The sequence below is a fragment of the Neobacillus sp. B24 genome (genome assembly GCF_055381825.1).
Genome location: NZ_AP035777.1, coordinates 4,272,174 through 4,294,691 on the forward strand (window position 1 = coordinate 4,272,174; position 22,518 = coordinate 4,294,691).

24 protein-coding genes and 2 other annotated features are annotated in these 22,518 nt (G+C 41.2%); of the genes, 3 read left to right on the forward strand and 21 right to left on the reverse strand.

Annotated features, from left to right (window positions below; genetic code table 11):
• Positions 1 to 99 precede the first annotated feature (99 nt).
• Positions 100 to 309 carry a small acid-soluble spore protein SspI gene (sspI, locus tag ACZ43M_RS21235; RefSeq protein ID WP_464504501.1) on the forward strand — a complete coding sequence of 70 codons (210 nt, stop codon included), beginning with the start codon at positions 100 to 102 and terminating at the stop codon, positions 307 to 309.
• Between the two features lie 48 nt (positions 310 to 357).
• Here the strand turns inward: sspI and ACZ43M_RS21240 are convergent, their stop codons facing one another.
• The gene (locus ACZ43M_RS21240; protein ID WP_464504502.1) at positions 358 to 1,443 is read right to left on the reverse strand and encodes a M42 family metallopeptidase; all 1,086 of its coding nucleotides are present in this window, start codon (positions 1,441 to 1,443) and stop codon (positions 358 to 360) included.
• Between the two features lie 69 nt (positions 1,444 to 1,512).
• Positions 1,513 to 2,004 carry a dUTP diphosphatase gene (locus ACZ43M_RS21245; RefSeq protein ID WP_464504503.1) on the reverse strand — a complete coding sequence of 164 codons (492 nt, stop codon included), beginning with the start codon at positions 2,002 to 2,004 and terminating at the stop codon, positions 1,513 to 1,515.
• Between the two features lie 94 nt (positions 2,005 to 2,098).
• Here ACZ43M_RS21245 and ACZ43M_RS21250 point away from each other — a divergent pair, with 94 nt between their 5' ends.
• Entirely contained in the window at positions 2,099 to 2,479 is a 381-nt protein-coding gene (locus tag ACZ43M_RS21250; RefSeq protein WP_464504504.1) for a sigma-w pathway protein ysdB, read from the forward strand.
• Between the two features lie 17 nt (positions 2,480 to 2,496).
• Here the strand turns inward: ACZ43M_RS21250 and ACZ43M_RS21255 are convergent, their stop codons facing one another.
• From ACZ43M_RS21255 to infC, 4 genes are read right to left on the reverse strand one after another with little or no spacing between them, the layout of a single operon-like run.
• Positions 2,497 to 2,766 (reverse strand): DUF1294 domain-containing protein, encoded by a 270-nt coding sequence (locus tag ACZ43M_RS21255; protein WP_464504505.1) that lies wholly within the window; start codon positions 2,764 to 2,766, stop codon positions 2,497 to 2,499.
• 58 nt (positions 2,767 to 2,824) lie between these two features.
• Complete coding sequence (gene rplT / locus ACZ43M_RS21260) at positions 2,825 to 3,184, reverse strand: 50S ribosomal protein L20 (protein WP_464504506.1); 360 nt, start codon at positions 3,182 to 3,184, stop codon at positions 2,825 to 2,827.
• 36 nt (positions 3,185 to 3,220) lie between these two features.
• Positions 3,221 to 3,421, reverse strand: a complete 201-nt coding sequence (gene rpmI, locus ACZ43M_RS21265; protein ID WP_464504507.1) for a 50S ribosomal protein L35 — start codon at positions 3,419 to 3,421, stop codon at positions 3,221 to 3,223.
• Positions 3,422 to 3,437: 16 nt separating this feature from the next.
• A complete protein-coding gene (gene infC / locus ACZ43M_RS21270) occupies positions 3,438 to 3,941 on the reverse strand; it encodes a translation initiation factor IF-3 (protein ID WP_464508083.1) in 504 nt (167 codons plus the stop codon).
• 87 nt (positions 3,942 to 4,028) lie between these two features.
• Positions 4,029 to 4,160, reverse strand: a sequence feature (ribosomal protein L20 leader region).
• 241 nt (positions 4,161 to 4,401) lie between these two features.
• Between infC and ACZ43M_RS21275 the strand changes: the two genes are divergently transcribed.
• The gene (locus ACZ43M_RS21275; RefSeq protein WP_464504508.1) at positions 4,402 to 5,319 is read left to right on the forward strand and encodes a nuclease-related domain-containing protein; all 918 of its coding nucleotides are present in this window, start codon (positions 4,402 to 4,404) and stop codon (positions 5,317 to 5,319) included.
• Between the two features lie 588 nt (positions 5,320 to 5,907).
• Here ACZ43M_RS21275 and thrS read toward each other — a convergent pair.
• The 15 genes from thrS to mdh form a co-directional block, all read right to left on the reverse strand.
• Positions 5,908 to 7,839, reverse strand: a complete 1,932-nt coding sequence (gene thrS / locus ACZ43M_RS21280; protein ID WP_464504509.1) for a threonine--tRNA ligase — start codon at positions 7,837 to 7,839, stop codon at positions 5,908 to 5,910.
• A 65-nt stretch (positions 7,840 to 7,904) separates the two neighbouring features.
• Positions 7,905 to 8,145, reverse strand: a binding site (T-box leader).
• A gap of 87 nt (positions 8,146 to 8,232) precedes the next feature.
• A complete protein-coding gene (ytxC, locus tag ACZ43M_RS21285) occupies positions 8,233 to 9,111 on the reverse strand; it encodes a putative sporulation protein YtxC (protein WP_464504510.1) in 879 nt (292 codons plus the stop codon).
• A 141-nt stretch (positions 9,112 to 9,252) separates the two neighbouring features.
• Positions 9,253 to 10,179, reverse strand: a complete 927-nt coding sequence (gene dnaI / locus ACZ43M_RS21290) for a primosomal protein DnaI (RefSeq protein WP_464504511.1) — start codon at positions 10,177 to 10,179, stop codon at positions 9,253 to 9,255.
• 14 nt (positions 10,180 to 10,193) lie between these two features.
• Entirely contained in the window at positions 10,194 to 11,576 is a 1,383-nt protein-coding gene (locus ACZ43M_RS21295; RefSeq protein ID WP_464504512.1) for a replication initiation and membrane attachment family protein, read from the reverse strand.
• Positions 11,577 to 11,626: 50 nt separating this feature from the next.
• Positions 11,627 to 12,088, reverse strand: coding sequence for a transcriptional regulator NrdR (gene nrdR, locus ACZ43M_RS21300; protein WP_464504513.1), 462 nt, complete (start codon positions 12,086 to 12,088; stop codon positions 11,627 to 11,629).
• A gap of 101 nt (positions 12,089 to 12,189) precedes the next feature.
• Positions 12,190 to 12,573 (reverse strand): hypothetical protein, encoded by a 384-nt coding sequence (locus ACZ43M_RS21305; RefSeq protein ID WP_464504514.1) that lies wholly within the window; start codon positions 12,571 to 12,573, stop codon positions 12,190 to 12,192.
• A 101-nt stretch (positions 12,574 to 12,674) separates the two neighbouring features.
• Positions 12,675 to 13,706, reverse strand: coding sequence for a glyceraldehyde-3-phosphate dehydrogenase (locus ACZ43M_RS21310; protein WP_464504515.1), 1,032 nt, complete (start codon positions 13,704 to 13,706; stop codon positions 12,675 to 12,677).
• A 166-nt stretch (positions 13,707 to 13,872) separates the two neighbouring features.
• A complete protein-coding gene (gene coaE, locus ACZ43M_RS21315) occupies positions 13,873 to 14,484 on the reverse strand; it encodes a dephospho-CoA kinase (RefSeq protein WP_464504516.1) in 612 nt (203 codons plus the stop codon).
• Positions 14,485 to 14,503: 19 nt separating this feature from the next.
• The gene (gene ytaF / locus ACZ43M_RS21320; RefSeq protein ID WP_464504517.1) at positions 14,504 to 15,139 is read right to left on the reverse strand and encodes a sporulation membrane protein YtaF; all 636 of its coding nucleotides are present in this window, start codon (positions 15,137 to 15,139) and stop codon (positions 14,504 to 14,506) included.
• Between the two features lie 99 nt (positions 15,140 to 15,238).
• Positions 15,239 to 16,066: a DNA-formamidopyrimidine glycosylase gene (gene mutM, locus ACZ43M_RS21325; protein WP_464504518.1), complete on the reverse strand. Its 828-nt coding sequence runs from the start codon at positions 16,064 to 16,066 to the stop codon at positions 15,239 to 15,241.
• 14 nt (positions 16,067 to 16,080) lie between these two features.
• Complete coding sequence (gene polA / locus ACZ43M_RS21330) at positions 16,081 to 18,717, reverse strand: DNA polymerase I (protein WP_464504519.1); 2,637 nt, start codon at positions 18,715 to 18,717, stop codon at positions 16,081 to 16,083.
• Positions 18,718 to 18,727: 10 nt separating this feature from the next.
• Complete coding sequence (gene pnpS / locus ACZ43M_RS21335; RefSeq protein ID WP_464504520.1) at positions 18,728 to 20,131, reverse strand: two-component system histidine kinase PnpS; 1,404 nt, start codon at positions 20,129 to 20,131, stop codon at positions 18,728 to 18,730.
• The gene (locus tag ACZ43M_RS21340; RefSeq protein WP_464504521.1) at positions 20,128 to 20,847 is read right to left on the reverse strand and encodes a winged helix-turn-helix domain-containing protein; all 720 of its coding nucleotides are present in this window, start codon (positions 20,845 to 20,847) and stop codon (positions 20,128 to 20,130) included. Before ACZ43M_RS21340 ends, pnpS begins: the two co-directional genes overlap by 4 nt.
• 124 nt (positions 20,848 to 20,971) lie before the next feature.
• Positions 20,972 to 21,448 carry a MaoC family dehydratase gene (locus tag ACZ43M_RS21345; protein ID WP_464504522.1) on the reverse strand — a complete coding sequence of 159 codons (477 nt, stop codon included), beginning with the start codon at positions 21,446 to 21,448 and terminating at the stop codon, positions 20,972 to 20,974.
• Between the two features lie 96 nt (positions 21,449 to 21,544).
• Positions 21,545 to 22,483 carry a malate dehydrogenase gene (mdh, locus tag ACZ43M_RS21350; RefSeq protein WP_464504523.1) on the reverse strand — a complete coding sequence of 313 codons (939 nt, stop codon included), beginning with the start codon at positions 22,481 to 22,483 and terminating at the stop codon, positions 21,545 to 21,547.
• Between the last annotated feature and the right edge of the window lie 35 nt (positions 22,484 to 22,518).

Here is a 22,518-nt window from a genome sequence, read left to right on the forward strand (position 1 = left end):
ATACTCTGATTTTTACATTATAGCCCAATCAAAATACATAATAAAACCAAAATAAGAAATGATAATAAAGAAATTTAGGTAAAAAGGGAGTGTCCATGTATGAATTTAAATTTGCGAAATGCAGTTATACACAATGTGTCCAACAATACCCAGGATCAATTGGAAGATACGATCGTTGACGCGATTCAAAGCGGCGAGGAAAAAATGCTGCCTGGTTTGGGCGTATTATTTGAAATCATCTGGCAACATTCATCTGAAGAGGAAAAGAAAGAGATGCTCACCACACTTGAAAGTGGTTTAAAGCACTAAAAGAACAAATCCCCGGCACATTTGACTGCCAGGGGATTTTTTTCATTATTATTCAAACGTAATTTTATCAACCGTTTCACGATCTAATCGCTTAATTACTTCAACAATCAGTTTAACGGCATTTTCGTAGTCATCGCGGTGAAGCATGGCCGCGTGAGAATGGATGTAGCGGGTAGCAATTGTGATTGCCAATGCCGGAACTCCATTATGTGTCAGGTGAATCGAGCCTGCATCTGTACCACCGCCAGGGATGGATTCGAATTGATACGGAATGTTCATCTCATCAGCTACGTCGGTGACAAAGTCGCGCAACCCTTTATGAGCGACCATAGAAGCATCAAATACAACCACTTGCGGTCCCTTGCCCATTTTGCTCATTGCTTCTTTTTCAGAAATTCCCGGAGTGTCGCCGGCAATACCCACATCAACAGCAAAGCCGATATCAGGCTGGATTTTATAGGTAGCGGTCTTGGCGCCACGTAAGCCAACTTCTTCTTGAACGGCTCCAACGCCATAAACCTCGTTTGGATGGTCTACATCTTTTAATTGCTTCAAAACATCAATCGCAATTGCACAGCCGATTCGGTTATCCCATGCCTTTGCCAATAGCATTTTTTCATTGTTCATGACAGTAAACTCAAAATAAGGCACGACCATATCACCAGGGCGGACTCCCCACTCCTGCGCTTCCTCGCGGCTAGAAGCACCGATATCAATAAACATATCTTTAATTTCAACCGGCTTCTTGCGGGCTTCTGCAGACAGAACATGTGGCGGCTTAGAGCCAATCACACCTGTTACGTCGCCCTTTCTTGTTACGATCGTTACACGTTGGGCAAGCATAACCTGTCCCCACCAGCCACCAACTGTTTGGAAACGAAGGAAACCCTTATCATCAATTTGCGTGATCATGAAGCCGACTTCATCCAAGTGGCCGGCGACCATAATTTTCGGCCCGCCTTCTTTGCCCACTTTTTTGGCAATTAAGCTGCCTAGTCCATCTGAAGTAATTTCATCTGCAAATGGCGCTATGTATTTTTTCATGACTTCGCGCACTTCACGCTCGTTGCCCGGAATACCTTTGGCATCTGTTAATTCTTTAAGCATCGTTAGTGTTTCATCCATTTTTGCCATGAGTCTTTGACCCCCTTATTATGTATGTACAATTTTCATTATAACGAAAATTCAGGACAATGAACAAATTTAATAGTTGTTTTGTTGTCTCTGATAATTTACTTCGTTTTTTTGAAAATATGCTTGCTGTATTTCTTCAGTGGAGATACCCATTAAAGATGCCAAAGCCATATAGGAATTGAATAAGTCTACAAATTCCGCAAAGCCTTTGCCTTTTTGAAAAAGAGTAATTCTTTCATAGACTTTCAAAAACTGATCTGTTAAGCTGTCTGCTGATTCGTCTTTTTCCAGAGAAAATTCTCTCTTATCAAAACCGCAAACTATTCCAAGCGATAAGATAAAATGAATGCCGTCAACAAATTCCTCAAGAATCACGTTCTGCGGTGATGATGGCTTTACGCTCCAAAATTTGAAACAGCGAGTTTCATTGGCCAACTCTCCGACCTCAACCAATAACGCCAAAACCTTTCTTGTAAACAAATCCTCATTCTGAAGACCATGTTTTTCTTGGATATGGCTATCCAATGCTTTTTGCATTTGAAAAAGTTTTTTTAACTGCATCGTTCATTCCTCCCTTTGCAAAATTATAGCAGGATTTGAAACCTTTTACACTCTCGTTCGTAGATACAGGAAAATGGGTGTGGGAGGCATATCAATGGTCTGGATACTGCGCTTCATATTAGTGGCACTTATTGTTTTTGTATGTTACCGAGCTGTAAAATACTTGTTTCAACCAACGAGAAAGCTTGAGGCGGCAAGGAAGCATCAAGAGTTTTTCCTCAACGATCATAAAGATGTAAGGAAAAATTTCATGGTCACCTATAAAGGCGCTGTGTTTGCCGGCGAAAAATATATGGGAACTGCACACGACACATTTGATGTTGTATCGATTTCGCTTTGGCCGGAAAATACGGTTTCGTTAAAAGGGATGGTTCGGGAAGATTTTTGTTTTATCGTTCAAAAAATCAAAGAACATTATCCAAATGCAGAAATTAACTGGAGAAGTCCGGTAAAAGAATTTTTGCAAGAAAAATAGCCGCTTGGATTGAGCGGCTACTTTAATTGATAAACTAGCGCGATGAGTTCAATGAGTGCCAGAATCGGAAAGCCGATTTTGAATTGCCAATGCTTAGTTTTATGCCGGAAATACTGCATGCCGGCCGTCGCGCCGACAGCCCCTCCGAAAATCGCCACAAGCCATAACGTCTTTTCCCTAATCCGATATTGGTGCTTTTTTGCCCTGCTTTTATCGTTCCCCATCAGGATGAACCCAACAATATTCATCACTAAAAACACCGACAAATAAATCGTATTTGCATTCATAAATAAACTCCCCTATAGAAAAAGCCATCCTCATCACAGAGAATGGCTATTTATATGATTACTTATTTAATTGCGCTTTTGCTGCGTTTGCTAATTCAGTAAATGCTGCTGCATCGCTTACTGCAAGTTCAGCAAGCATTTTGCGGTTTACTTCGATGCCAGCAAGCTTTAAGCCATGCATTAAACGGCTGTAAGAAAGACCGTTGATGCGAGCTGCTGCGTTGATACGAGTAATCCAAAGTTTGCGGAAGTCGCGCTTTTTCTGACGACGGTCACGGAATGCATATTGTAATGATTTCATAACCTGTTGGTTAGCAACTTTATATAATGTATGTTTTGAACCGAAATAACCTTTAGCTAATTTAAGAACTTTTTTACGACGTTTGCGAGTAACTGTCCCGCCTTTTACACGTGGCATGTAATTTCCCTCCTAGTTTAAATCAATGCTTATCTTTTACTTCAGGTTTGTTAATAGTTGACGAATGCGTTTGAAATCGCCTTTTGAAACAAGAGAAGATTTGCGAAGCTTACGCTTTGCTTTTGTAGATTTGTTTGCAAATAAGTGGCTTGTATAAGCGTGGTCACGCTTTAATTGACCAGTTCCAGTTTTCTTAAAACGCTTAGCTGCGCCTCTGTGAGTTTTCATTTTTGGCATTGGGATGTCCTCCTTATTACTTTTCGTTTTTAGGTGCTAGAACCAGGAACATGCTCCGGCCATCCATTTTTGGATGGGATTCAATCGTTGCTACTTCCTTGCACTCTGCTGCAAAACGGTCCAATACTTTCTGACCAATTTCTTTATGGGTAATCGCCCGGCCCTTGAAACGGATGGAAGCTTTTACCTTATCGCCTTTTTCCAAGAACTTAATCGCATTGCGAAGCTTGGTATTAAAGTCGTGCTCATCAATCGTTGGACTGAGACGAACCTCTTTTGTGGTGATAATCTTTTGATTCTTTCGAGCTTCTTTTTCTTTCTTTTGATTCTCGAATTTAAATTTGCCGTAGTCCATAATCCGGGCTACCGGAGGCTTTGCGTTCGGTGCAACAAGCACTAAATCAAGATTCACTCTTCCGGCAATCTCCAGCGCTTCGTTTTTAGATTTAATTCCTAATTGTTCGCCGTTTTGATCAATCAAACGAACTTCACGAGCGCGAATCCCCTCATTTACCAACATGTCTTTGCTAATAATTAGCCACCTCCAAGGTTTAATCAAGAATACTGTAATCCGGGTTCCCCTGTTGAAACGGATTGGCAGTCCGAAACAATTAAAAAAGTGTGGATGAACACACCCACACTTTACGAAACATAGTTAAAAAACTAAATAGTCCACGTAAACCTGCCAACTGCCAAATGCGTCAAATCAGGTGAGAAGCGGGTGCTTCTTCTTTTCCCAGTAACTAGTATTCAATTTTATACCTTAGTAACTATATCATAAGCAAAAGCCAAATGTCAAATGGACTTCTTTTATGACAACGAAATTTATTTTAGCAGGAAACCAAAAATTATTCAACATTTTTTTGATATTAATGTAATAGGAAAAAGTTAACAAAGTATTCATTTCTGGTTTGTTTCTGCCTTGGTATTTTTTGTTAGGATAAGTTTGGAGTCTTTAAATGAAAGAAAGGACGTGGCATATGCCTTATAAACCTCGAAGTGAATCAGAGGAATTCATTATTTTGAAATTGTTAAACACCCGAATGATTTTGTCGGAGCCTGACAGGCAGCATTACTTTGCGCTTAAAAAGGGCTTTGAAGGAGAACTATCTTTTGATCAGTTGACTGAAAACCTCGAATGCGAATGCTATATTTTGAATGATTTATTGTTAAAAGTAAATAATAAAACGTTTCAAATAGATACACTGATTATTTTTGCTAAAAAGATTGTTTTTTTCGAAGTGAAAAATTATGAAGGCGATTATTACTACGAGATAGAGCCGGAATCGGAAAGACTTTATAAGCTTCCCAAGACTGAATATGATAATCCGCTCATTCAGTTAAATCGAAGTGATTCTTTGCTCCGTCAATTGTTCCAGGGTCTCGGGGCCAATTTACCGATTGAGGCCAAAGTCGTTTTTATTAACCCTAAATTCACCCTATATCAAGCACCTCTCGACAAGCCGTTTATTTTTCCAACACAGGTATCCAGCCATTTGGAAAAATTGAATAATTCTTCGCTAAAACTAAATGTTTACCACAAGAAACTTGCTGACAAACTCATTTCTCTTCATATTACAAAATCACCCTTTACACAATTGCCTCCTTATAGGTATGACCAGCTAAAGAAAGGAATGACCTGCGGACTTTGCAACTCGTTTTCGATTTCGGTTGAGGGGAAGAAGTGTGTCTGCAAGGATTGCGGGCATGAAGAGTGGGTGACGGATGCTGTTCTGAGGAATGTGCGTGAGATTAGGCTTCTTTTTCCGGTGTTCAAAATTACAACTAATTTAGTTCATGAATGGTGTGGGGAGGCAATCTCCCAAAAGAGAATCAGAAGAATTTTGAATAAGCACTTTAAGACAATTGGTGTTAGCTCTAATACTTTTTACGAATAGACATATACTTATGCTATCTTCGGACATTTTCACTTCTTCAACTGGCAGTTTTGTCCGAACTTAACTCAACTTCGGACATTTCCACCTCTTTCACTGGCAGTTTTGTCCGAACTTAACCCAACTTCGGACATTTCCACCTCTTTCACTGGCAGTTTTGTCCGAACTTAACCCAACTTCGGACATTTCCACCTCTTTCACTGGCAGTTTTGTCCGAACTTAACCCAACTTCGGACATTTCCACCTCTTTCACTGGCAGTTTTGTCCGAACTTAACCCAACTTCGGACATTTCCACCTCTTTCACTGGCAGTTTTGTCCGAACTTAACCCAACTTCGGACATTTCCACCTCTTTCACTGGCAGTTTTGTCCGAACTTAACCCAACTTCGGACATTTCCACCTCTTTCACTGGCAGTTTTGTCCGAACTTAACCCAACTTCGGACATTTCCCCCTCTTTCACCGGCAGTTTTGTCCGAACTTAACCCAACTTCGGACATTTCCCCCTCTTTCACCGGCAGTTTTGTCCGAAGGAAACTTGATTTATTTCAAAAACAAAAAAGGGAGATCACTCTCTCCCTTTTCAACATCACTCACTTCTGCACTTCCGCCTTCAAAGCAGATAAAAACTCATCAAACGGTCTAGTTTCAGATTTTTGCTCGCCATATTTGCGTACATTAACGGCGTTTTCTTCGACTTCTTTATCGCCAACAACCAGCATATAAGGGATCTTCTGCATTTGGGCTTCGCGGATTTTATAGCCGATTTTTTCATCACGGCCATCGAGTTCAACACGGATACCTGCAGCCTTCAACTGCTCTTGAACCTTGCGGGCGTAATCGTAATGCGCATCCGGCGATACAGGAATCACTTGAACCTGTACCGGTGCCAGCCAAGTTGGGAATGCTCCCTTATATTCCTCAATCAGATATGCAACAAAGCGTTCCATTGTGGAAACGACGCCACGGTGGATAACCACTGGACGGTGTTGCTTCCCGTCTTCACCGACATATGTCAAATCAAAACGCTCAGGCAGCAAGAAATCCAACTGAACAGTTGACAGGGTTTCATCCTTACCTAATGCAGTTCTAACTTGAACATCCAGTTTAGGACCGTAGAAGGCAGCTTCTCCCTCGGCTTCAAAATATTCGAGACCAAGATCGTCCATCGCTTCTTTTAACATACTTTGTGCTTTTTCCCACATCGCATCATCATCGAAGTACTTTTCCTTATCCTGAGGATCACGATAAGACAAACGGAAAGAATAATCCTTAATTTCGAAGTCTTTATATACCTCAAGGATTAATTGGACAACCCGTTGGAATTCTTCTTTAATTTGATCCGGGCGGACAAAGATATGGGCATCATTCAATGTCATCCCGCGGACACGCTGCAGACCGGATAAGGCACCGGACATTTCATAACGGTGCATCGTTCCAAGCTCACCAATCCGAATTGGCAGTTCGCGGTAGCTGTGCATCGCATTTTTGTAGACCATCATATGATGCGGGCAGTTCATTGGACGAAGCACCAATTGCTCATTGTCCATGTCCATGACCGGGAACATATCTTCATGGTAATGGTCCCAGTGACCGGAAGTCTTGTACAGTTCAACATTGGCCATGATAGGTGTATATACATGGTCGTAGCCGAGGCTGACTTCCTTATCAACGATATAGCGCTCAACAATACGGCGGATTGTCGCACCTTTTGGCAGCCAAAGCGGCAGCCCCTGGCCAACTTTTTGTGAAGTTGTAAACAGGTTCAACTCTTTGCCAAGCTTGCGGTGATCGCGTTCTTTGGCTTCTTCAAGCAAGCGAAGATACTCAGCCAAATCATCCTTTTTGAAAAAGGCAGTTCCGTAGACACGTTGCAGCATCTTATTGTCGCTGTCGCCGCGCCAATAGGCTCCCGCAATGCTTAACAGCTTGAACTCTTTAATTTTCCCAGTTGACGGAACATGAATACCGCGGCAAAGGTCGAAAAATTCTCCCTGCTCATAGATAGTCACTTGCTCGTCATCTGGAATCGCTTCAATCAATTCAAGCTTGTAATCGTCGCCAATTTCCTTGAAAAGCTGAACGGCCTCGGAACGGCTAACCTCTTTGCGGACAACCTCAAGGTTTTCACTCACGATTTTCGCCATTTCTTTTTCAATTTTTGGCAGGTCCTCAGGTGTTAATGATTCCTCAAGGTCCATATCATAGTAAAATCCGCCTTCAATAACTGGACCGACACCAAGCTTTGCGCCTGGATACAGTCTTTTGACTGCTTGGGCCATGAGGTGGGCTGTGCTGTGGCGTAATACCTCAAGGGCATCTGCCGAATCGGGTGTTACGATTTCTATAGAACCGTCTTCCTGCAAAGCACGGCGAAGGTCAACCAATTGGCCGTTAAATTTACCGGCAATTGCCTTTTTCTTTAAGCCCGGGCTGATCGAAGCAGCAATATCTTCTGTTGTCGTTCCCCGCGGAAACTCCTTTACTGCTCCGTCTGGAAACGCAATTTTTACAACGTCTGACATAACAAATCCTCCATTTCCGCGTTACTTAACGCTTATTTTTAAAAATAAAAAAACCCGTCCCTAAGGAAAGGGACGAGTTTGATAACACGTGGTTCCACCCAATTTTTCATTTTCAGGATAACCCAAAAATGACTTTAGTTCAGGTAACGGCTGCAGCCGTCAACAATTACTAATCTCTGATGTCAGAGTGTTCACTGTTGAAGTTTAAAGGTGGTAAGTACTTCTTTCGAATTAGGAGGCTTTCAGCCAGGACCTCCCTCTCTAAGAACCGTAAAAAAATACTCTTGTCCTTATCATTACTTTTGATGTGAATTAAACTATGTACAGTATTATAATGATAAAATTTTGAAAAAGCAACTTGATTAACCTAATAATAATGACATTTTGTATTTTTTATCCGGAGTTTTCCGCAGAAATGCTGCTGTCCTTCCACGGTTTTAGCCCACGAAGTCCATCATATGCCCGAACGACCACTCTTTCTTCAAAAATATTCTTGATGGTTCTAACCAGCGGGGTATCCTCGTCTTTTGCATAAAGAAAGATCGTGGTAGGCGCCAGCGATAGTAACGGTGCAATCGAGGCAGAATCCACATAGACAGGGTGATTGACAAGCAATCTTCGGTCTATCATTCTTGTTAACTCACTTCGCTTGATTTCTTCCAAATTTGCATTGAAAAAGGTAATTTCCTCATCAAACAATAAATGGAGTGTTTCCATCTTTGGCTCCCGATTCGACAAAAAGTCCCGCAGCATCTGGACAAACATTTGGTACTCCTGCTCCATTTTATATTCGTCAATTGAAATTTCCACATAGCTTTCCAGCAGTTCCAGATAGGAACGCAGGCGGAATTTCGCAAATGAATCAAAGGAGAAAGAAACGTTTTCCTGGAGCACGTGATCAATAGCTTCTTTAATTTTCGGCTCTTCATCGGTATCTTTTAAGAAATTGCTCAGATCATCTCTTTGACCATCCAAAATTGAATGAAGAATCTCTAAAATCTGCTGTTTTTCCTCAAAATCCTCGTAATAAAACTGATTCTGCAAAATATCGTGAAACCAATCATCACGTTTTATTTTAGTAACAAATTCATAAAACGCCTCTTTAAATTGCCGTAGGAAATCGTCCGATATCGAGCCATTTAAAATTTTCACTATATGTCTATCTTCAAATAGAAGAATATTTTCATTATCTGGAGAATGCACCAAACATTTTAGAAAATGCTGATAAAACCTGTTTGCATCCAGCTTGCTTTGGAAGATGATTTCTGCCAACCAAATCCCCCCTTTAACCAAATCTCTGTTTTAATATATATGGGGAACTTGGCCAAAATAGAAGTTTGCTTGGAGATGCTTTTATTATTTCTATAAAAAAATAAGGGCTGCGTAGCAGCCCTTATTCCATCACAAAAATATTTAACGCCTGTTCGGTCCAACCACATGCACAGGTTCGCTTAGCGATCGGATTCGTTCCATGATGCGCATGGCTTTCATTTTCTCCTCTTCACCGCGCTGGCTGTAGGTCAAATGATGCTCCAGCCCTTGAAAATCAAAATTGGAGGTGAAAAATGTCGGGAGGTTTTCAAGCATCCGGAACTGTAATAGTGGTCCCAAAACCTCATCCCTTGTCCAGCTCGAAACGGCTTCAGCGCCGATATCGTCAAGCATTAAGATCGGTTCTTTTTTTAACGCCTCAATTTTTTCATTTAAACTGGAGTCCGCAATGGAACTCTTCAATTCTCTAAATAGCTCCGGAACATACACAATCATCGAGGAAATCTGTTTTTTTGCCAACTCATTGGCAATAGCACCTAGTATATAAGACTTTCCTACTCCAAATTTACCATAGAGGTAAAGTCCCTTAGCTTTTTTCCCGCTTTCATAATTCATTAGAAATGTGGCTGCCTTATCGCCTGCATCTAGTCTGCCGGGATCTCCTTCAAAGTCTTCAAACGTAGCACTTAAAATATCCTTTGGAACATAAAGACTTTTAATCAGCTTTTCATTTTTCGCTTTTTCATCAGCCATCGTTTTTCTTGGACAGCGCTTATAGACGACATCAATGGAATTACGATTAATGATAAGGTCAGGATGGTACCCTTTCATAAAATTAATGCAGCCTTCAAGACTTTCACATTTGTTGCATTCTTTGCTTTGGTTTGTATACTCAAACAGCTTGCTCATGCTTTTATCAATCATGGCCTGGTTAATCTCATTTTTGTGCTGAGCCAAAAACGCTTTAACACCCGGGTTCTCAAGAACCTGCTGGCGTTCCTGTTCATAGCGCTTCTGGAAGTTTTCGTTTGACGCCAGTCTCTTTAATGTTTGATTAATTTTTTCCAACCTTTGTCACCCCCTTATTTACGAAACGCTTTTAGTTTTTCTTCCATTGCCCGTTTCTTAGCTTCTATATCACCCTCGTTTGACACTGTTTCAGCTTTTCCGGCTTCTTCAGGGCCATCTTCAAACCAATCAGGGATTAACTCTTTGCGAATCGGCTTTTTCTTGGCTGTATTTGCGGCCTTCTTATTTTTAGATTCCTTAAAATCATTCCGAGCGTAATCGATTGCCTCTTTCACTGTTTTTAATTGCAATCTGGCCCAATGACCGGCAATCTTCTCTACATAGGACTTTGTAAATTTTTTGTCGGCCAGTAACATGACATACCAAATAAGGACATTGACGACACCGGGCAAAAGCTTTTGAGAGAGCATTACTTCTTCAATAACCTTTATGTCTGCTGAAGGCGGCATCCCGCCATCCGAAAGGTCGGATAGTACCTTAAGAGGGGAAACATTTTCAAAGTAATGGATTAATTCCTCATCCTTGGTTTTGGGCTCGACAATTCTGCTTTTAAACGCTGGTGGCTGCGTTCGGTCTACAAGGCTTGGCAGCTGATCATAATGAACAAATTGATACCAGTCCCGAGCACCTTTTCTTAAATCCTCGATATCAATCTCATCGTGTTCATTAATGGCCCCAAGTATTAAGTTCTTCATTTCAATGGCATTAATTCCATACAAGAACGCAAGATTACTAATTATATTTTTCACCTTAGCAGTCAAAGCTTTTTTCGGTATCAGTGATTCATTTAAACCGGCCATTAGCAAGTCAAAATCAAACGTAGCCTGATCAATTTGAATGGGATTCGCCTCATCCCGGCCAATAAATCGCTGATTTTCTTCAGGTTCCATTTCGTCAGAAATCCCCTGAATGTATTGAATACTGCCAGGTGAAGCAGATTCAAACACATCTTGAAAGGCTCTGGTGACATCCTGAAATTCTTCCTTCGGTATTTCCTGATCCGAAAAAAAGCGTTTTAACCGTGAAAAATGATTTTTGCCGATTTTTCGATAAAGATATATGTTTAGCATCCCATCTAAAAAGAATTGCTGCGGGTTAAGCGGCGGATAAAGTTCGTAAATGAACGAACGCTCCCCATCATCATTTTTGACATAGCTTTTTACCAAGCCAATGCCTTCAAGCTTTAGACGAGCATCGTAAATTTCTTTTAAGTTCACTCCTAAAAGGTTCATCAATAAATGATGGGTTGAGGTCTCCGCCCATAGCCGGTTTTCCTCAAGCTCAGCCCAAAGCGTCATATAAAGGCTTAAGCAGGCTGTTCCAATTAATGGCTGATATAAAAACGTCAGCACCTTCCGGTCATAATCATGCAGCAGCCCATTAGCGGTGACAATATATCGATCTATCGGAAGAATTTCTTGCCAATGCTGCGCCATAATCTCTTTTGCCTCCCTTTTTCAAGCAAAAAAGAGCCACAAACAGCTCTTTATGATTTTTCTTTTTTAATCAATTCCTTTAATTCATCAATAAACACATTTATATCTTTAAACTGGCGGTAAACAGAGGCAAACCGGACATAAGCCACCTCATCTACCTGGGCAAGCCTGTCCATTACCATTTCACCTATGGCTTCGCTTTTAATTTCCGACACTCCCTGGCTGCGAAGCTCCTTTTCAACACCGTGGGTAATATCCTCTAATTCTTTCAGCGCAACGGGACGCTTTTCACAAGCTTTAATCAACCCGCGAAGAATTTTGTCGCGGCTGAATTCCTCTCTCGTTCCCTCTTTTTTGACGACGATTAATGGGATCTCTTCAATCTTCTCAAATGTGGTAAAGCGATAGCCGCATTCTTCGCATTCTCGTCTTCTTCTTGTGGCACGTCCCTCATCAACAGGACGAGAATCCAGGACGCGTGTACCATAATGTTGACAGGAAGGGCATTTCATCGAATCAACTCCAACTCTTTACGGCAATCACGACAATTTCCGCTGTTCTTCATACTACTATCTTATAAAAAAGCGTACCTTTTCACAAGTAGAAGTATCGCTCACTTTCCTTTAACGCCAATATTCGTATGTATTTGGTTTATTTTTTGATAATAGGAGTTAATCCGCTTTTTTAACTCCGGATAAATCCCTAATAATGAAAATTTTTCGGAAGAAATCGTAAAGTCGACTGCTGTTTCCATCGGTTTTACGGATACGACAGTGGCAATTAGAAAACATTGGAATGGTTTATTAACTTCTACGGCTATTTCTCCACGCTCTTTAGAAACAGTGGTCACCTGACAATCTGCATCTTCCTTGAACATCTTTTCTACTGAATCAAAAAGTTGATTAAATGTTCCCTTATAATAGTGGGTTTTTAGGGCCGCATCCGTTTGATGGTCTGCTGTTTCAATTTCCTTTTTAAACCGGGTAAATAGACTCATGTTAATCCCCCTGAATACTCTTTTAATGTTATTTTATAACAACGAGCGAAAAATATAAAAAGAGGTGCATGCGCTGCACCTCTGATTAACTATTTATTAAACTAACCAACCTTCACCTGGTGCATTTTTGCCATCTCCGCAGCAACAAATAAACTGAGGTCGACCACTCTTGATGAATAGCCCCATTCATTGTCGTACCAGGCAAGAACCTTCACTTTTCTTGTTCCCATCACCATTGTGGACAGTCCATCAATAATGGCAGAATGCTCATTTGTATTAAAATCAACTGAAACCAGCGGCTCCATCGTGAAATCCAGGATTCCTTTTAAGGAACCTGCAGCTGCTTCTTTAAAAGCATTGTTAATATCATCGATACTTACATCTAGTTTTAAATCCACAACCAAATCAACCAGCGATACATTAGGTGTTGGAACACGAAGCGATATGCCATGCAATTTTCCTTTTAGATGCGGCAGTACAAGAGATATCGCCTTTGCTGCACCTGTGGTGGTCGGAATGATAGATTGTCCACATGCACGCGCTCTGCGTAAATCCTTATGAGGGTTATCAATATTTTTTTGGTCATTTGTATAGGCATGAATAGTGGTCATTAAACCGCTTTCAATCCCGAATTTATCGTCCAACACTTTGGCGACTGGAGCTAGACAGTTGGTTGTACAAGAGGCATTGGAGATGATGTCATGCTTATGGATGTCCAGCATTTCTTCGTTAACGCCCATTACAATCGTAATATCTTCGTTTTTCCCCGGTGCGGTTAGGATTACTTTCTTGGCCCCTGCATTCAAATGAAGTGCTGCCTTTTCTCTTGAATTAAATTTACCGGTTGCTTCTATAACAATATCAATCCCCAATTCTTTCCAAGGAAGCTGTTCAGGATTACGTTCGCTTAATAGCTTGATTCTTTTTCCATTCACCAAGAGTTCATTATCTAAAGGGATGACATCTCCCTGAAAAGTTCCATGATTAGTATCATATTTAATTAAGTGTGCTAACGTTTCTGCTGGGTAACTGGCATTAATGGCCACGATTTCAAGCTTTTTTTCAAGAATTGCTTGTCTAAATACCATTCTTCCAATTCTCCCAAACCCATTAATTGCAATTCTAGCCTTCATTTTGCGGCTCCTTCCGTATTAATGTTATACTCATTTCACCCTTTGTTGGTATTAGTATAACACATTGACGGAATGTTGTGATGAATAAATAGCTCATTTTTAAAAAGTTTTACAATTCAGATAATTGAACACAAAAAAAGAGAGCCTTGCTCTCTCTCCCTTACGATTACATATGCGCCTTCACGATGCCCCATCCTGCTAAAATTTCAATAAGTTGCTTTCTGCTTTCCTCAATGGTTCCATTATTATCAATCACGGCATGTGCTAGTTTTACTTTTTCCGCCAAAGGCATTTGCGACTGAATTCTAGCCGCCGCATCCTCCTTGGTCAGACTGTTTCTCTCCATCAGCCTGTTTAGTTGGGTTTCAGGATCTACATACACAAGCAGGGTTTTATCAGCCATAAAGGTTAGTTTACTTTCAAACAGAAGGGGGATATCTAGCACAATAACCTCTTCATTGTTGCCAATTGCTTTCTCAATTTGCTGCTTCATTCGATGTCTGACTTCTGGATGGACAATTCCATTTAAGATTTGTCTTTTTTCTTCGTCAAAAAAAATCACCGCTCCCAGCTTTGGCCGATCGATATCTCCATTCTGCTGCAGTATTTCTTCACCGAATGCAGCGATGATTTTTTGGTAGGCCGGTTCACCCTTTTCTACTGCAAGGCGAGCCTCTACGTCTGCATCAATAACAGTTATCCCCATATCCTTTAACATATTGGATATGGTGCTTTTTCCACTGGCAATCCCGCCTGTTAATCCAATTATTAGTGACATGCTAATCCCTTTCTATCCGTTAGATTTTCCAAATTCCAATGATTATTAGGAGGATTCCCGGCAAAAAGGTGAACCTTTGAACCCAATCAAACTTATGAAATAAGGCTCCGCTCTTAATTCCCAAGAGTACGAAAATTGAACTCATAACGGCAACAGAAATGGCCAGGTTAATCGGAGAGAAACCGAGCATGGCCGCCCCAATCCCAGCCCCAAAGGAATCTAGCGACAGGGCAAAGCCTAACATAAAGGCTTCAATTCCCGTAATTGTCCCGGATTGGTCAAAATCTGCAGACATCGGTTTTCTTAATATATTGATCGCCAACCCAAGGGAACGAATTTCAAAGTTTACAATCATTTTCTCGTGTTCAAGCGGCTCTTTTTCTTTTTCCGGGCGAAAAAACTGATACAATACCCAGGCGCCAAGTCCAATTAGAATGACTCCCCCAAGGCTTTCGGTAATCCCTGGTGATAAAACTCTTTCAAGGCCGTGCCCAATTGACACAGCGATCATCAGCGAGACAGCTGAGCATGTAGCAATTATGAGGATAGACTTAAATGGAATGACCATTTTTCTTAATCCATAAGTGAATCCTACGCTAAAGCTGTCAAGGCTAAGTGCAAATGCTAGGATGAGAAGTGAGAACAACTGACTCATGATGTCTAGAACTCCTTCCTGAAAATCACTACGATAGTATATGGAAGGAGCCCATCCAATGTTATTCAGTTATTCGGTTGTTCACTAAAGTCCTATTAATTAAACTTTCTGGCAGTTCGGGCAGAAATGTGTTCCTCTGCCGCCTACGGTTATTTTTTCAAGAGGATGGCCGCAGCGTTTGCATTCTTCTCCTTGACGCCCATAAGCGTATAATTCCAGCTGAAACATGCCAATTTCCCCTTGAGAATTAACATACGAGCGAATCGTGCTGCCGCCTTTTTTAACTGCCTCATCCAAAGTGGCGACAATTTCTCGATGAAGATCGACGATTTCCGGTTTTGTTAGTGAACTTGCGATTCTTTCTGGATGTATTCCCGCCCGGAAGAGGGCTTCATCTACATAAATATTTCCAAGACCAACAAGCACATTTTGGTCCAGTAATGCTGGTTTTACTTTGCGGCCTGTCTTTTTTAATTTATCCATTAAATATTCAACCGTAAATTCGTCGGAAAAAGGTTCGGGACCTAGTGCAATCAGCGGAGGATTGTTAAATTCATCCCCCTTTTTATATAGGTGCATTGTTCCAAACTTACGTACATCCCGATACCTCAATTGTGTTCCATCTGTAAAATCAAAGATGACGTGTGTATGCTTGTCATAAGGTTCTTCGCTAGGGTAGAGGCCGTAGCGGCCTTCCATCCGCAGATGCGATACCAAAGCAAACGTTCCGGTATAGATGATTAAAAATTTTCCTCTTCGGCCAATGTCAACGATTGTTTCGCCTTTTAAGGCGTCGATAAATTGCTCCACCTCGACCGGATTTTTAATAATTTTCGGCCAATGGATGGTTACATCGTCAATTGTTTTATGAAGAACAAGCTTTTTCAATGTTTTCCTTACAGTTTCGACTTCAGGAAGCTCCGGCATCTAATATCCCCCCTTTACTTAGCATCAAACCATGTTGGCCCGTATGCATAGTCCACCTTTAATGGCACCGAGAGTTCAATGGCATTTTCCATTACTAATGGAACCAATTCTTTCAGGATGGCCACTTCGTCTTGGGGTGCCTCGAAGATCAGTTCATCGTGAACCTGTAGCAGCAGGCGAGTTTTTAAGCCCTTATCCTTCAAGGCTTCGGCCATGTCAATCATGGCTTTTTTAATAATGTCCGCAGCGCTACCCTGAATTGGTGTATTCATCGCAGTTCTCTCCGCAAAGCTTCTAAGGTTAAAATTGCGGCTGGTGATTTCCGGCAAGTAGCGCCTTCTTTGCAGCAATGTCGTAACATAGCCATTTTGCTTTGCCGTATGAACAATATCATCCATATATTCCCTAACTCCGGGATAACTGTTGAGATAGCGATCGATAAAACTGCCTGCCTCTTTTCGTGATATTCCCAGCGATTGTGATAGTCCATAATCACTAATTCCATAGACAATCCCAAAGTTTACTGCTTTAGCATGCCGGCGCATGTTCGAGGTTACCTCATCAGCGGAGACATGAAAAACCTCCATAGCGGTTTTCGTATGGATATCAAGGTCATCCCTAAAGGCTTGAATCAACTTCTCGTCCTTGGATATATGAGCAAGAACTCGAAGTTCAATTTGGGAATAGTCTGCCGCAAAAATAACCCAGTCAGGTTCTGACGGGACAAAGGCCTGACGAATTTTGCGCCCTTCCTCGAGGCGGATCGGAATATTTTGCAGATTAGGGTCTATAGAGCTTAATCTCCCGGTAGCGGTCAAAGTTTGTTGGAACCTAGTATGAACCTTTTCCGTCTTGTGATCGATAAACTTAAGCAGCCCCTCAATATAGGTAGATTGAAGTTTCCCCAGCTGCCTGTAAAGTAGAATGTATTCAATAATTTCATGTTCACCAGCCAGTTTTTCTAAAACATCTGCGGAAGTGGAATAACCGGTCTTCGTTTTTTTAAATGGAGGCAGTCCCAACTTTTCGAATAGAATAACTCCAAGCTGCTTGGTGGAGTTAATATTAAATTTCTCTCCGGCCAATTCGCAAATGTTTTCCTCGATTTCAACCAACCGTTCATTTAACTCTCTGCCCATTGCTTCAAGGCGCCCTCGTTCCACCTTGATACCGCATGATTCCATGTCTGCCAATATCAAAGCCAAAGGCATTTCAAGATCAGTAAATAATTCAAATTGTTCATTCTTATATAACTCATCTTCCAGCTTTCCTTGCAATTCCGACATGGCAACGGCTTTTCTGACCAGATGCCGTGCAAGTGCATCGCCTTCTGGAACCCCCCGCTTAACCCCTTTCCCATAAAAAATGTCATCTGGTGGGACTATGTGCAGGTTATATTTTTCAGCAATTGCGGCCAAGTCCTCCAAATTATCGGAAGGATTAATAATATAAGAAGCCATTAAAATATCAAAATAAGCCCCCTTCAAATGTATACCATGTCTTCTTAAGGAAACCTCAGACCGTTTCACATCATAAACGGTTTTCTTTTTATTTTCGTCTTCCGCCCACTTTTTAAAGGCACCCGATTTGACAGCTTGCTCAACTGGTAAGAAGAACTGCCCATTTTCATTAACAATAGCAAAGCCGATTATTTTGGCATAATGATAATTATCGTCCAATAGTTCTACATAAAAATAATTATCGTCCGCAAACAGTTCCTCCGTAATTTCGGCTGGAATCTCATATGTAATGTCTTCGAGTTCTTGCTGTATCTCTGCAGTCGCTGCTTCCCCCAACTTGTCCAGCAAGGATGAAAAGCCCAATTCTTTAAACAAAGCCACAAGCTTTTCTCTTGTGAATCCCTCGTACTCCGTTTCATTCAGGGATATAGTAACCGGGGCCTGGCGTTCAATGGTAGCAAGCTGTTTACTCATGAATGCCTGCTCTTTGTTTTCAGCAAGTTTTTCCTTTAGTTTGTTGCCGCTCACTTGATCGATTGAGGAAAATAAATTTTCAAGCGTAGAAAATTCCTTGAGCAGCTTGATGGCCGTCTTTTCCCCCACTCCCGGAACACCGGGAATATTATCAGATGCATCACCCATTAAACCTTTCATATCGATGATTTGCAGAGGCACTAGACCATACTTTTCCTTGACATGCTGTGGTGTATATTCTTCAATATCGGTTATCCCTTTGCGGGTAATTCCAACTGTTGTTTTTGGCGAAGAAAGCTGGGTTAAGTCCTTATCTCCGGAAATCACCTTTACTTCATACCCGTCATTCTCGGCCACTAACGAAAGTGTACCGATAATATCATCCGCTTCATATTGATCTAGTTCATATCTTGTAATGCCGTACGCATCTAAAAGCTCGCGGATAAACGGAAACTGTTCAGATAACTCAGGCGGGGTTTTTTGTCTTCCCCCTTTATATTCTCCGAACGTTTGATGACGAAAAGTGGTCTTTCCCGCATCAAATGCCACAAGTATATGAGTCGGCTTTTCGTCTTCTAAAATTTTCATTAACATTGTAGTAAAACCATAAACCGCATTGGTGTGAATCCCTTTATCGTTATTAAGAAGCGGCAATGCAAAAAAAGCACGGTAAGCTATACTATTTCCGTCAATCAGTACCAGCTTTTTGTTTCCCATCTTTTCACCTTCAATTCCATTTTTTCTTCAGTTCGATAATAAACTCGCTGCCTTCTCCCAGTTCACTTTTTACATATATATGGCCATGATGTGCTTCAATCAAGTGTTTAACAATCGCGAGGCCAAGTCCTGTTCCTCCAGAGTTTCGACTTCGGGCCCGGTCCACTCGGTAAAATCGCTCAAATATCCTTGGTATTTCTTCTTTTTCAATTCCAACACCCGAATCTTTTACATGAATTCGAACTTGGTTAGGTTGGTCTACCAGGCTTACGGAAACCTCTCCTTTTTCAGGTGTATAGGTAATCGCATTGCCAATTAGATTGATTAACACCTGTTTTAGACGGTCATAATCCCCCTGTATGAAAACCGGTTCGAGGCGATTTAAAAAGTCGAGCCTGATATTTTTCGCTTCCGCCTTTCCGTTGAGCAGAGTAATGACTTCTTCAAGCAGCAATTGGAGGTCTATGTTTTGAACATTCAACAGGAATCCCTGCTGTTCAATTTTTGAGAGTTCCAGCAAATCCTGAATCAAGGATTGAAGCCGGTCACTTTCCTTTAAGATTATCGACAAGAAAGATTCCAAGGTTTCCTGGTTATTCATTGCTCCGTCCAACAGCGTCTCGGTGAATCCTTTAATCGAGGTAACCGGTGTTTTTAATTCATGCGACACATTGGCGACAAAATCCTTCCGCATTTGCTCGAGGTTTTTCAATTCGGTAATATCGTGAAAAACGAGCAGAACGCCTTTCCAGACATTATCGCTACCAATTATCGGCACGCCATGAACATCAAAAAAGCGCCTTTCAATCACCAATGGCAATAGTAATTGCTTATTCACTTTCCGTTCTGTCCGGAAAATCTCGGCAACCAAATTGGAGACCTCTTTATATTGGATTACTTCGTAATACTGTTTATTTAGATAATCAGAAGGAGCGACGCGAAATATATCGATAAACCCTCGGTTAATTAAGTTGATGGTACCACGGCTGTCTATTAATACTAACCCTGCCCCCATATTTTCAATTAATGTTGTTAATCTGTCCTGCTGGATTTCCTGAGCTCTGACCAGCTCCTGCAAATTTTCCGCCAACATGTTAATCGATGTAGCCAACATACCTGCTTCATCCAGCCTGTCAACGGTAGTACGCGCACGGTAATTTCCCTTTGCCAATTCAATAGCGACCTTTGTCACCTTTTCGATTGGTTTCGTATACATAGACTTAATTCGAATGCCCAAGTAGATTGTTATGATAAAGGAAACCCATATACTGATGGAAAGAATCCACCAAATTTGTCCATAGGTCTGATTGAGTTCATTTGTTTTAAATATTTCTGCGAACAATATCTCTAATGCAAAGACTAATATAGCAATAATGGATACTGCTATTAAAAGCTTTGTCCGAAATTTGGTCATACCGGTTTTGGCTCCTCCAGCTTGTATCCAAGGCCGCGAATTGTTTTTATGTAAACTGGCTTTTTAGTATCCTCTTCAATTTTTTCCCGTAAATGAGAAATATGCACATCAACAATTCTAGTATCACCCGCAAAGTCATAATTCCAAACGGCACTTAATAATTGGTCGCGGGTTAGCACTCTGCCTTTATTTTGCGCAAGGTACAATAGCAGTTCAAACTCCTTTAGCGTTAAATCAAGGAGCTGGTCCATAAAGAAGGCTTCATACTTTTCTGGATAGATTTTCAATTTACCAATGTTAATTTGCGCCTCTTCTTTTAGGTCGTCATCTGCAGGAATTTCCAGATTACTTTGTGTTCTTCTTAAAATCGCTTTTACTCTGGCAATGACTTCTCTTGGGCTGAACGGTTTTACCATATAATCATCTGCGCCAAGCTCTAATCCTAATATTTTGTCGAGCTCATCATCCTTGGCTGTCAGCATTAATATGGGGGTCATGATTTTTTCCAAGCGCAGCTGCTTGCAAACCTCCATCCCATCCAGTTTGGGAAGCATTAAATCGAGCACGATAATATCCGGCGCCTCGAGTTCTGCTAATCGTTTTCCCTCTTCCCCATCCATGGCTGTGATTACCTCAAACCCTGCTTGTTCCAAATTATATTGAAGCAGAGTTACAATCGATTGTTCATCATCAACGACCAACACCTTGGTTTTCATAAAACCTTCCCACCCAACAAGCAAATTATTTAGTATCATTATAAACTAAAACTGGAAAGATTACTTGTTTGCTGAAGGCATAAGAAAAAGGAATGCCGAAAAAACATTCCTTCCCCATTTACTATTAAAAATTTTCCAATGCTGAGCCATGGATTTCGACAAGCCGGTATGGCGGACAAACATTGAGTTTACCAGTAATCACAGTTTCTTTTTTTTCATTGGTCCCAACCACCTTGATGGTAATCATATGATCTTTTGGCTTTACCTCGATAACCTCAAACAAAAACTCAACTGTTCCGTAATGATAAACTGGTTTAGTGAACTGTATTTGCTGACTTGTAATATGACTTCCGGGTCCGGGTAAGTATTTAGAAATAGCAGAGGTAATCATGCCTGTTAGCATAAGGCCAGGGACAATCGGTTTTTCAAATGGAGTTTGTGATGCGTAATCATGCTGGATGTATAATGGATTGGCATCGTCAGTTAAACCTAAATACAGCAGGAGATCCTTATCTTCCACTTTTTCTGTTAATGCTAATTTTTCACCTACGCTAATTTCCTCAATTCTTCTCCCAAGCTTTCGTTTTTTTCCTAGTAGCATTATCTTACACCCCCCTTATTTGAAAGCGATTACATTATTTCAAAAAAAGAAATTCGGAATTGGGACAAAGCCCGCTCCGAATTTCTAAGGCTGCCATTATGCCAGAACGTTCATGACGTTGCGAACAGAATCAGCAGATTTATCCAGTGCTGCTTTTTCTTCAGCAGTCAAATCAAGCTCTATTACCTTTTCGATTCCATTTGTGCCAAGAATGGTTGGAACTCCAAGATAGATTCCGTCGTAACCATACTCACCTTCAAGGTAGGCAATCGATGGCAACACACGGCGTTGATCCTTAAGAATGGCCTCACACATTTCTACCAAGGATGCTGCTGGAGCATAGTAGGCGCTTCCATTACCAAGCAGGTTTACTATCTCTCCGCCGCCTTTACGCGTACGTTCAACAATTTTCTCCAAACGGTCCTTTGGAATTAAAGTTTCTAGTGGAATACCGCCTGCATAGGAGTATCGCACAAGCGGAACCATATCATCTCCGTGTCCACCTAACACAAAGCCGGTAATATCTTTAACAGATATGTTTAGTTCTTGAGCAACAAATGTCCGGAACCGGGCACTATCCAGAACACCAGATTGACCGATTACGCGGTTTTTAGGGAAACCAGATTGTTTATAAACGGTATACGTCATTGCGTCGACCGGGTTTGTTAATACAACGATGGTACAATCTGGAGAATGCTTAACGATTTCTTGAGTTACGCTTTTCATTACTTTTTGGTTTGTTTGCACCAAGTCATCACGACTCATGCCCGGTTTGCGGGCAATACCAGCTGTGATCACAACGATATCAGAATCTTTTGTGTCCTCATAGTTGGAAGTACCAATGATGTTGGCATCAAACCCTTGAACAGGGCTAGCCTCCAGCATATCTAATGCTTTTCCTTTAGTCGGGTTTTCCATTTGCGGAATATCAACTAATACCACATCACCAAGTTCTTTTTGTGCGAGCAAGAAAGCAGTTGTCGCTCCAGTAAAACCGCCGCCGATAACAGAAACCTTTTTACGCTTCAATGACATACCTAGTTCTCCCCTTTGTATGTAATGGATAGAGG

What these genes read in the sequence shown, in the direction of transcription:
- ACZ43M_RS21255 (WP_464504505.1), bottom strand. Translation starts at nt 2,766, where the DNA reads ATGAATGCAAATACGATTTATTTGTCGGTGTTTTTAGTGATGAATATT.
- ACZ43M_RS21340 (WP_464504521.1), bottom strand. Translation starts at nt 20,847, where the DNA reads ATGAAAACCAAGGTGTTGGTCGTTGATGATGAACAATCGATTGTAACT.
- mdh (WP_464504523.1), bottom strand. Translation starts at nt 22,483, where the DNA reads ATGTCATTGAAGCGTAAAAAGGTTTCTGTTATCGGCGGCGGTTTTACT.
- rpmI (WP_464504507.1), bottom strand. Translation starts at nt 3,421, where the DNA reads ATGCCAAAAATGAAAACTCACAGAGGCGCAGCTAAGCGTTTTAAGAAA.
- coaE (WP_464504516.1), bottom strand. Translation starts at nt 14,484, where the DNA reads ATGTCACTAATAATTGGATTAACAGGCGGGATTGCCAGTGGAAAAAGC.
- ACZ43M_RS21305 (WP_464504514.1), bottom strand. Translation starts at nt 12,573, where the DNA reads ATGAGTCTATTTACCCGGTTTAAAAAGGAAATTGAAACAGCAGACCAT.
- ACZ43M_RS21250 (WP_464504504.1), top strand. Translation starts at nt 2,099, where the DNA reads ATGGTCTGGATACTGCGCTTCATATTAGTGGCACTTATTGTTTTTGTA.
- rplT (WP_464504506.1), bottom strand. Translation starts at nt 3,184, where the DNA reads ATGCCACGTGTAAAAGGCGGGACAGTTACTCGCAAACGTCGTAAAAAA.
- pnpS (WP_464504520.1), bottom strand. Translation starts at nt 20,131, where the DNA reads ATGACCAAATTTCGGACAAAGCTTTTAATAGCAGTATCCATTATTGCT.
- mutM (WP_464504518.1), bottom strand. Translation starts at nt 16,066, where the DNA reads ATGCCGGAGCTTCCTGAAGTCGAAACTGTAAGGAAAACATTGAAAAAG.
- ACZ43M_RS21275 (WP_464504508.1), top strand. Translation starts at nt 4,402, where the DNA reads ATGCCTTATAAACCTCGAAGTGAATCAGAGGAATTCATTATTTTGAAA.
- ACZ43M_RS21345 (WP_464504522.1), bottom strand. Translation starts at nt 21,448, where the DNA reads ATGCTACTAGGAAAAAAACGAAAGCTTGGGAGAAGAATTGAGGAAATT.
- ACZ43M_RS21310 (WP_464504515.1), bottom strand. Translation starts at nt 13,706, where the DNA reads ATGAAGGCTAGAATTGCAATTAATGGGTTTGGGAGAATTGGAAGAATG.
- nrdR (WP_464504513.1), bottom strand. Translation starts at nt 12,088, where the DNA reads ATGAAATGCCCTTCCTGTCAACATTATGGTACACGCGTCCTGGATTCT.
- sspI (WP_464504501.1), top strand. Translation starts at nt 100, where the DNA reads ATGAATTTAAATTTGCGAAATGCAGTTATACACAATGTGTCCAACAAT.
- thrS (WP_464504509.1), bottom strand. Translation starts at nt 7,839, where the DNA reads ATGTCAGACGTTGTAAAAATTGCGTTTCCAGACGGAGCAGTAAAGGAG.
- infC (WP_464508083.1), bottom strand. Translation starts at nt 3,941, where the DNA reads ATGTTGGTAAATGAGGGGATTCGCGCTCGTGAAGTTCGTTTGATTGAT.
- ACZ43M_RS21245 (WP_464504503.1), bottom strand. Translation starts at nt 2,004, where the DNA reads ATGCAGTTAAAAAAACTTTTTCAAATGCAAAAAGCATTGGATAGCCAT.
- polA (WP_464504519.1), bottom strand. Translation starts at nt 18,717, where the DNA reads ATGGGAAACAAAAAGCTGGTACTGATTGACGGAAATAGTATAGCTTAC.
- ytaF (WP_464504517.1), bottom strand. Translation starts at nt 15,139, where the DNA reads ATGAGTCAGTTGTTCTCACTTCTCATCCTAGCATTTGCACTTAGCCTT.
- ACZ43M_RS21240 (WP_464504502.1), bottom strand. Translation starts at nt 1,443, where the DNA reads ATGGCAAAAATGGATGAAACACTAACGATGCTTAAAGAATTAACAGAT.
- ACZ43M_RS21295 (WP_464504512.1), bottom strand. Translation starts at nt 11,576, where the DNA reads ATGGCGCAGCATTGGCAAGAAATTCTTCCGATAGATCGATATATTGTC.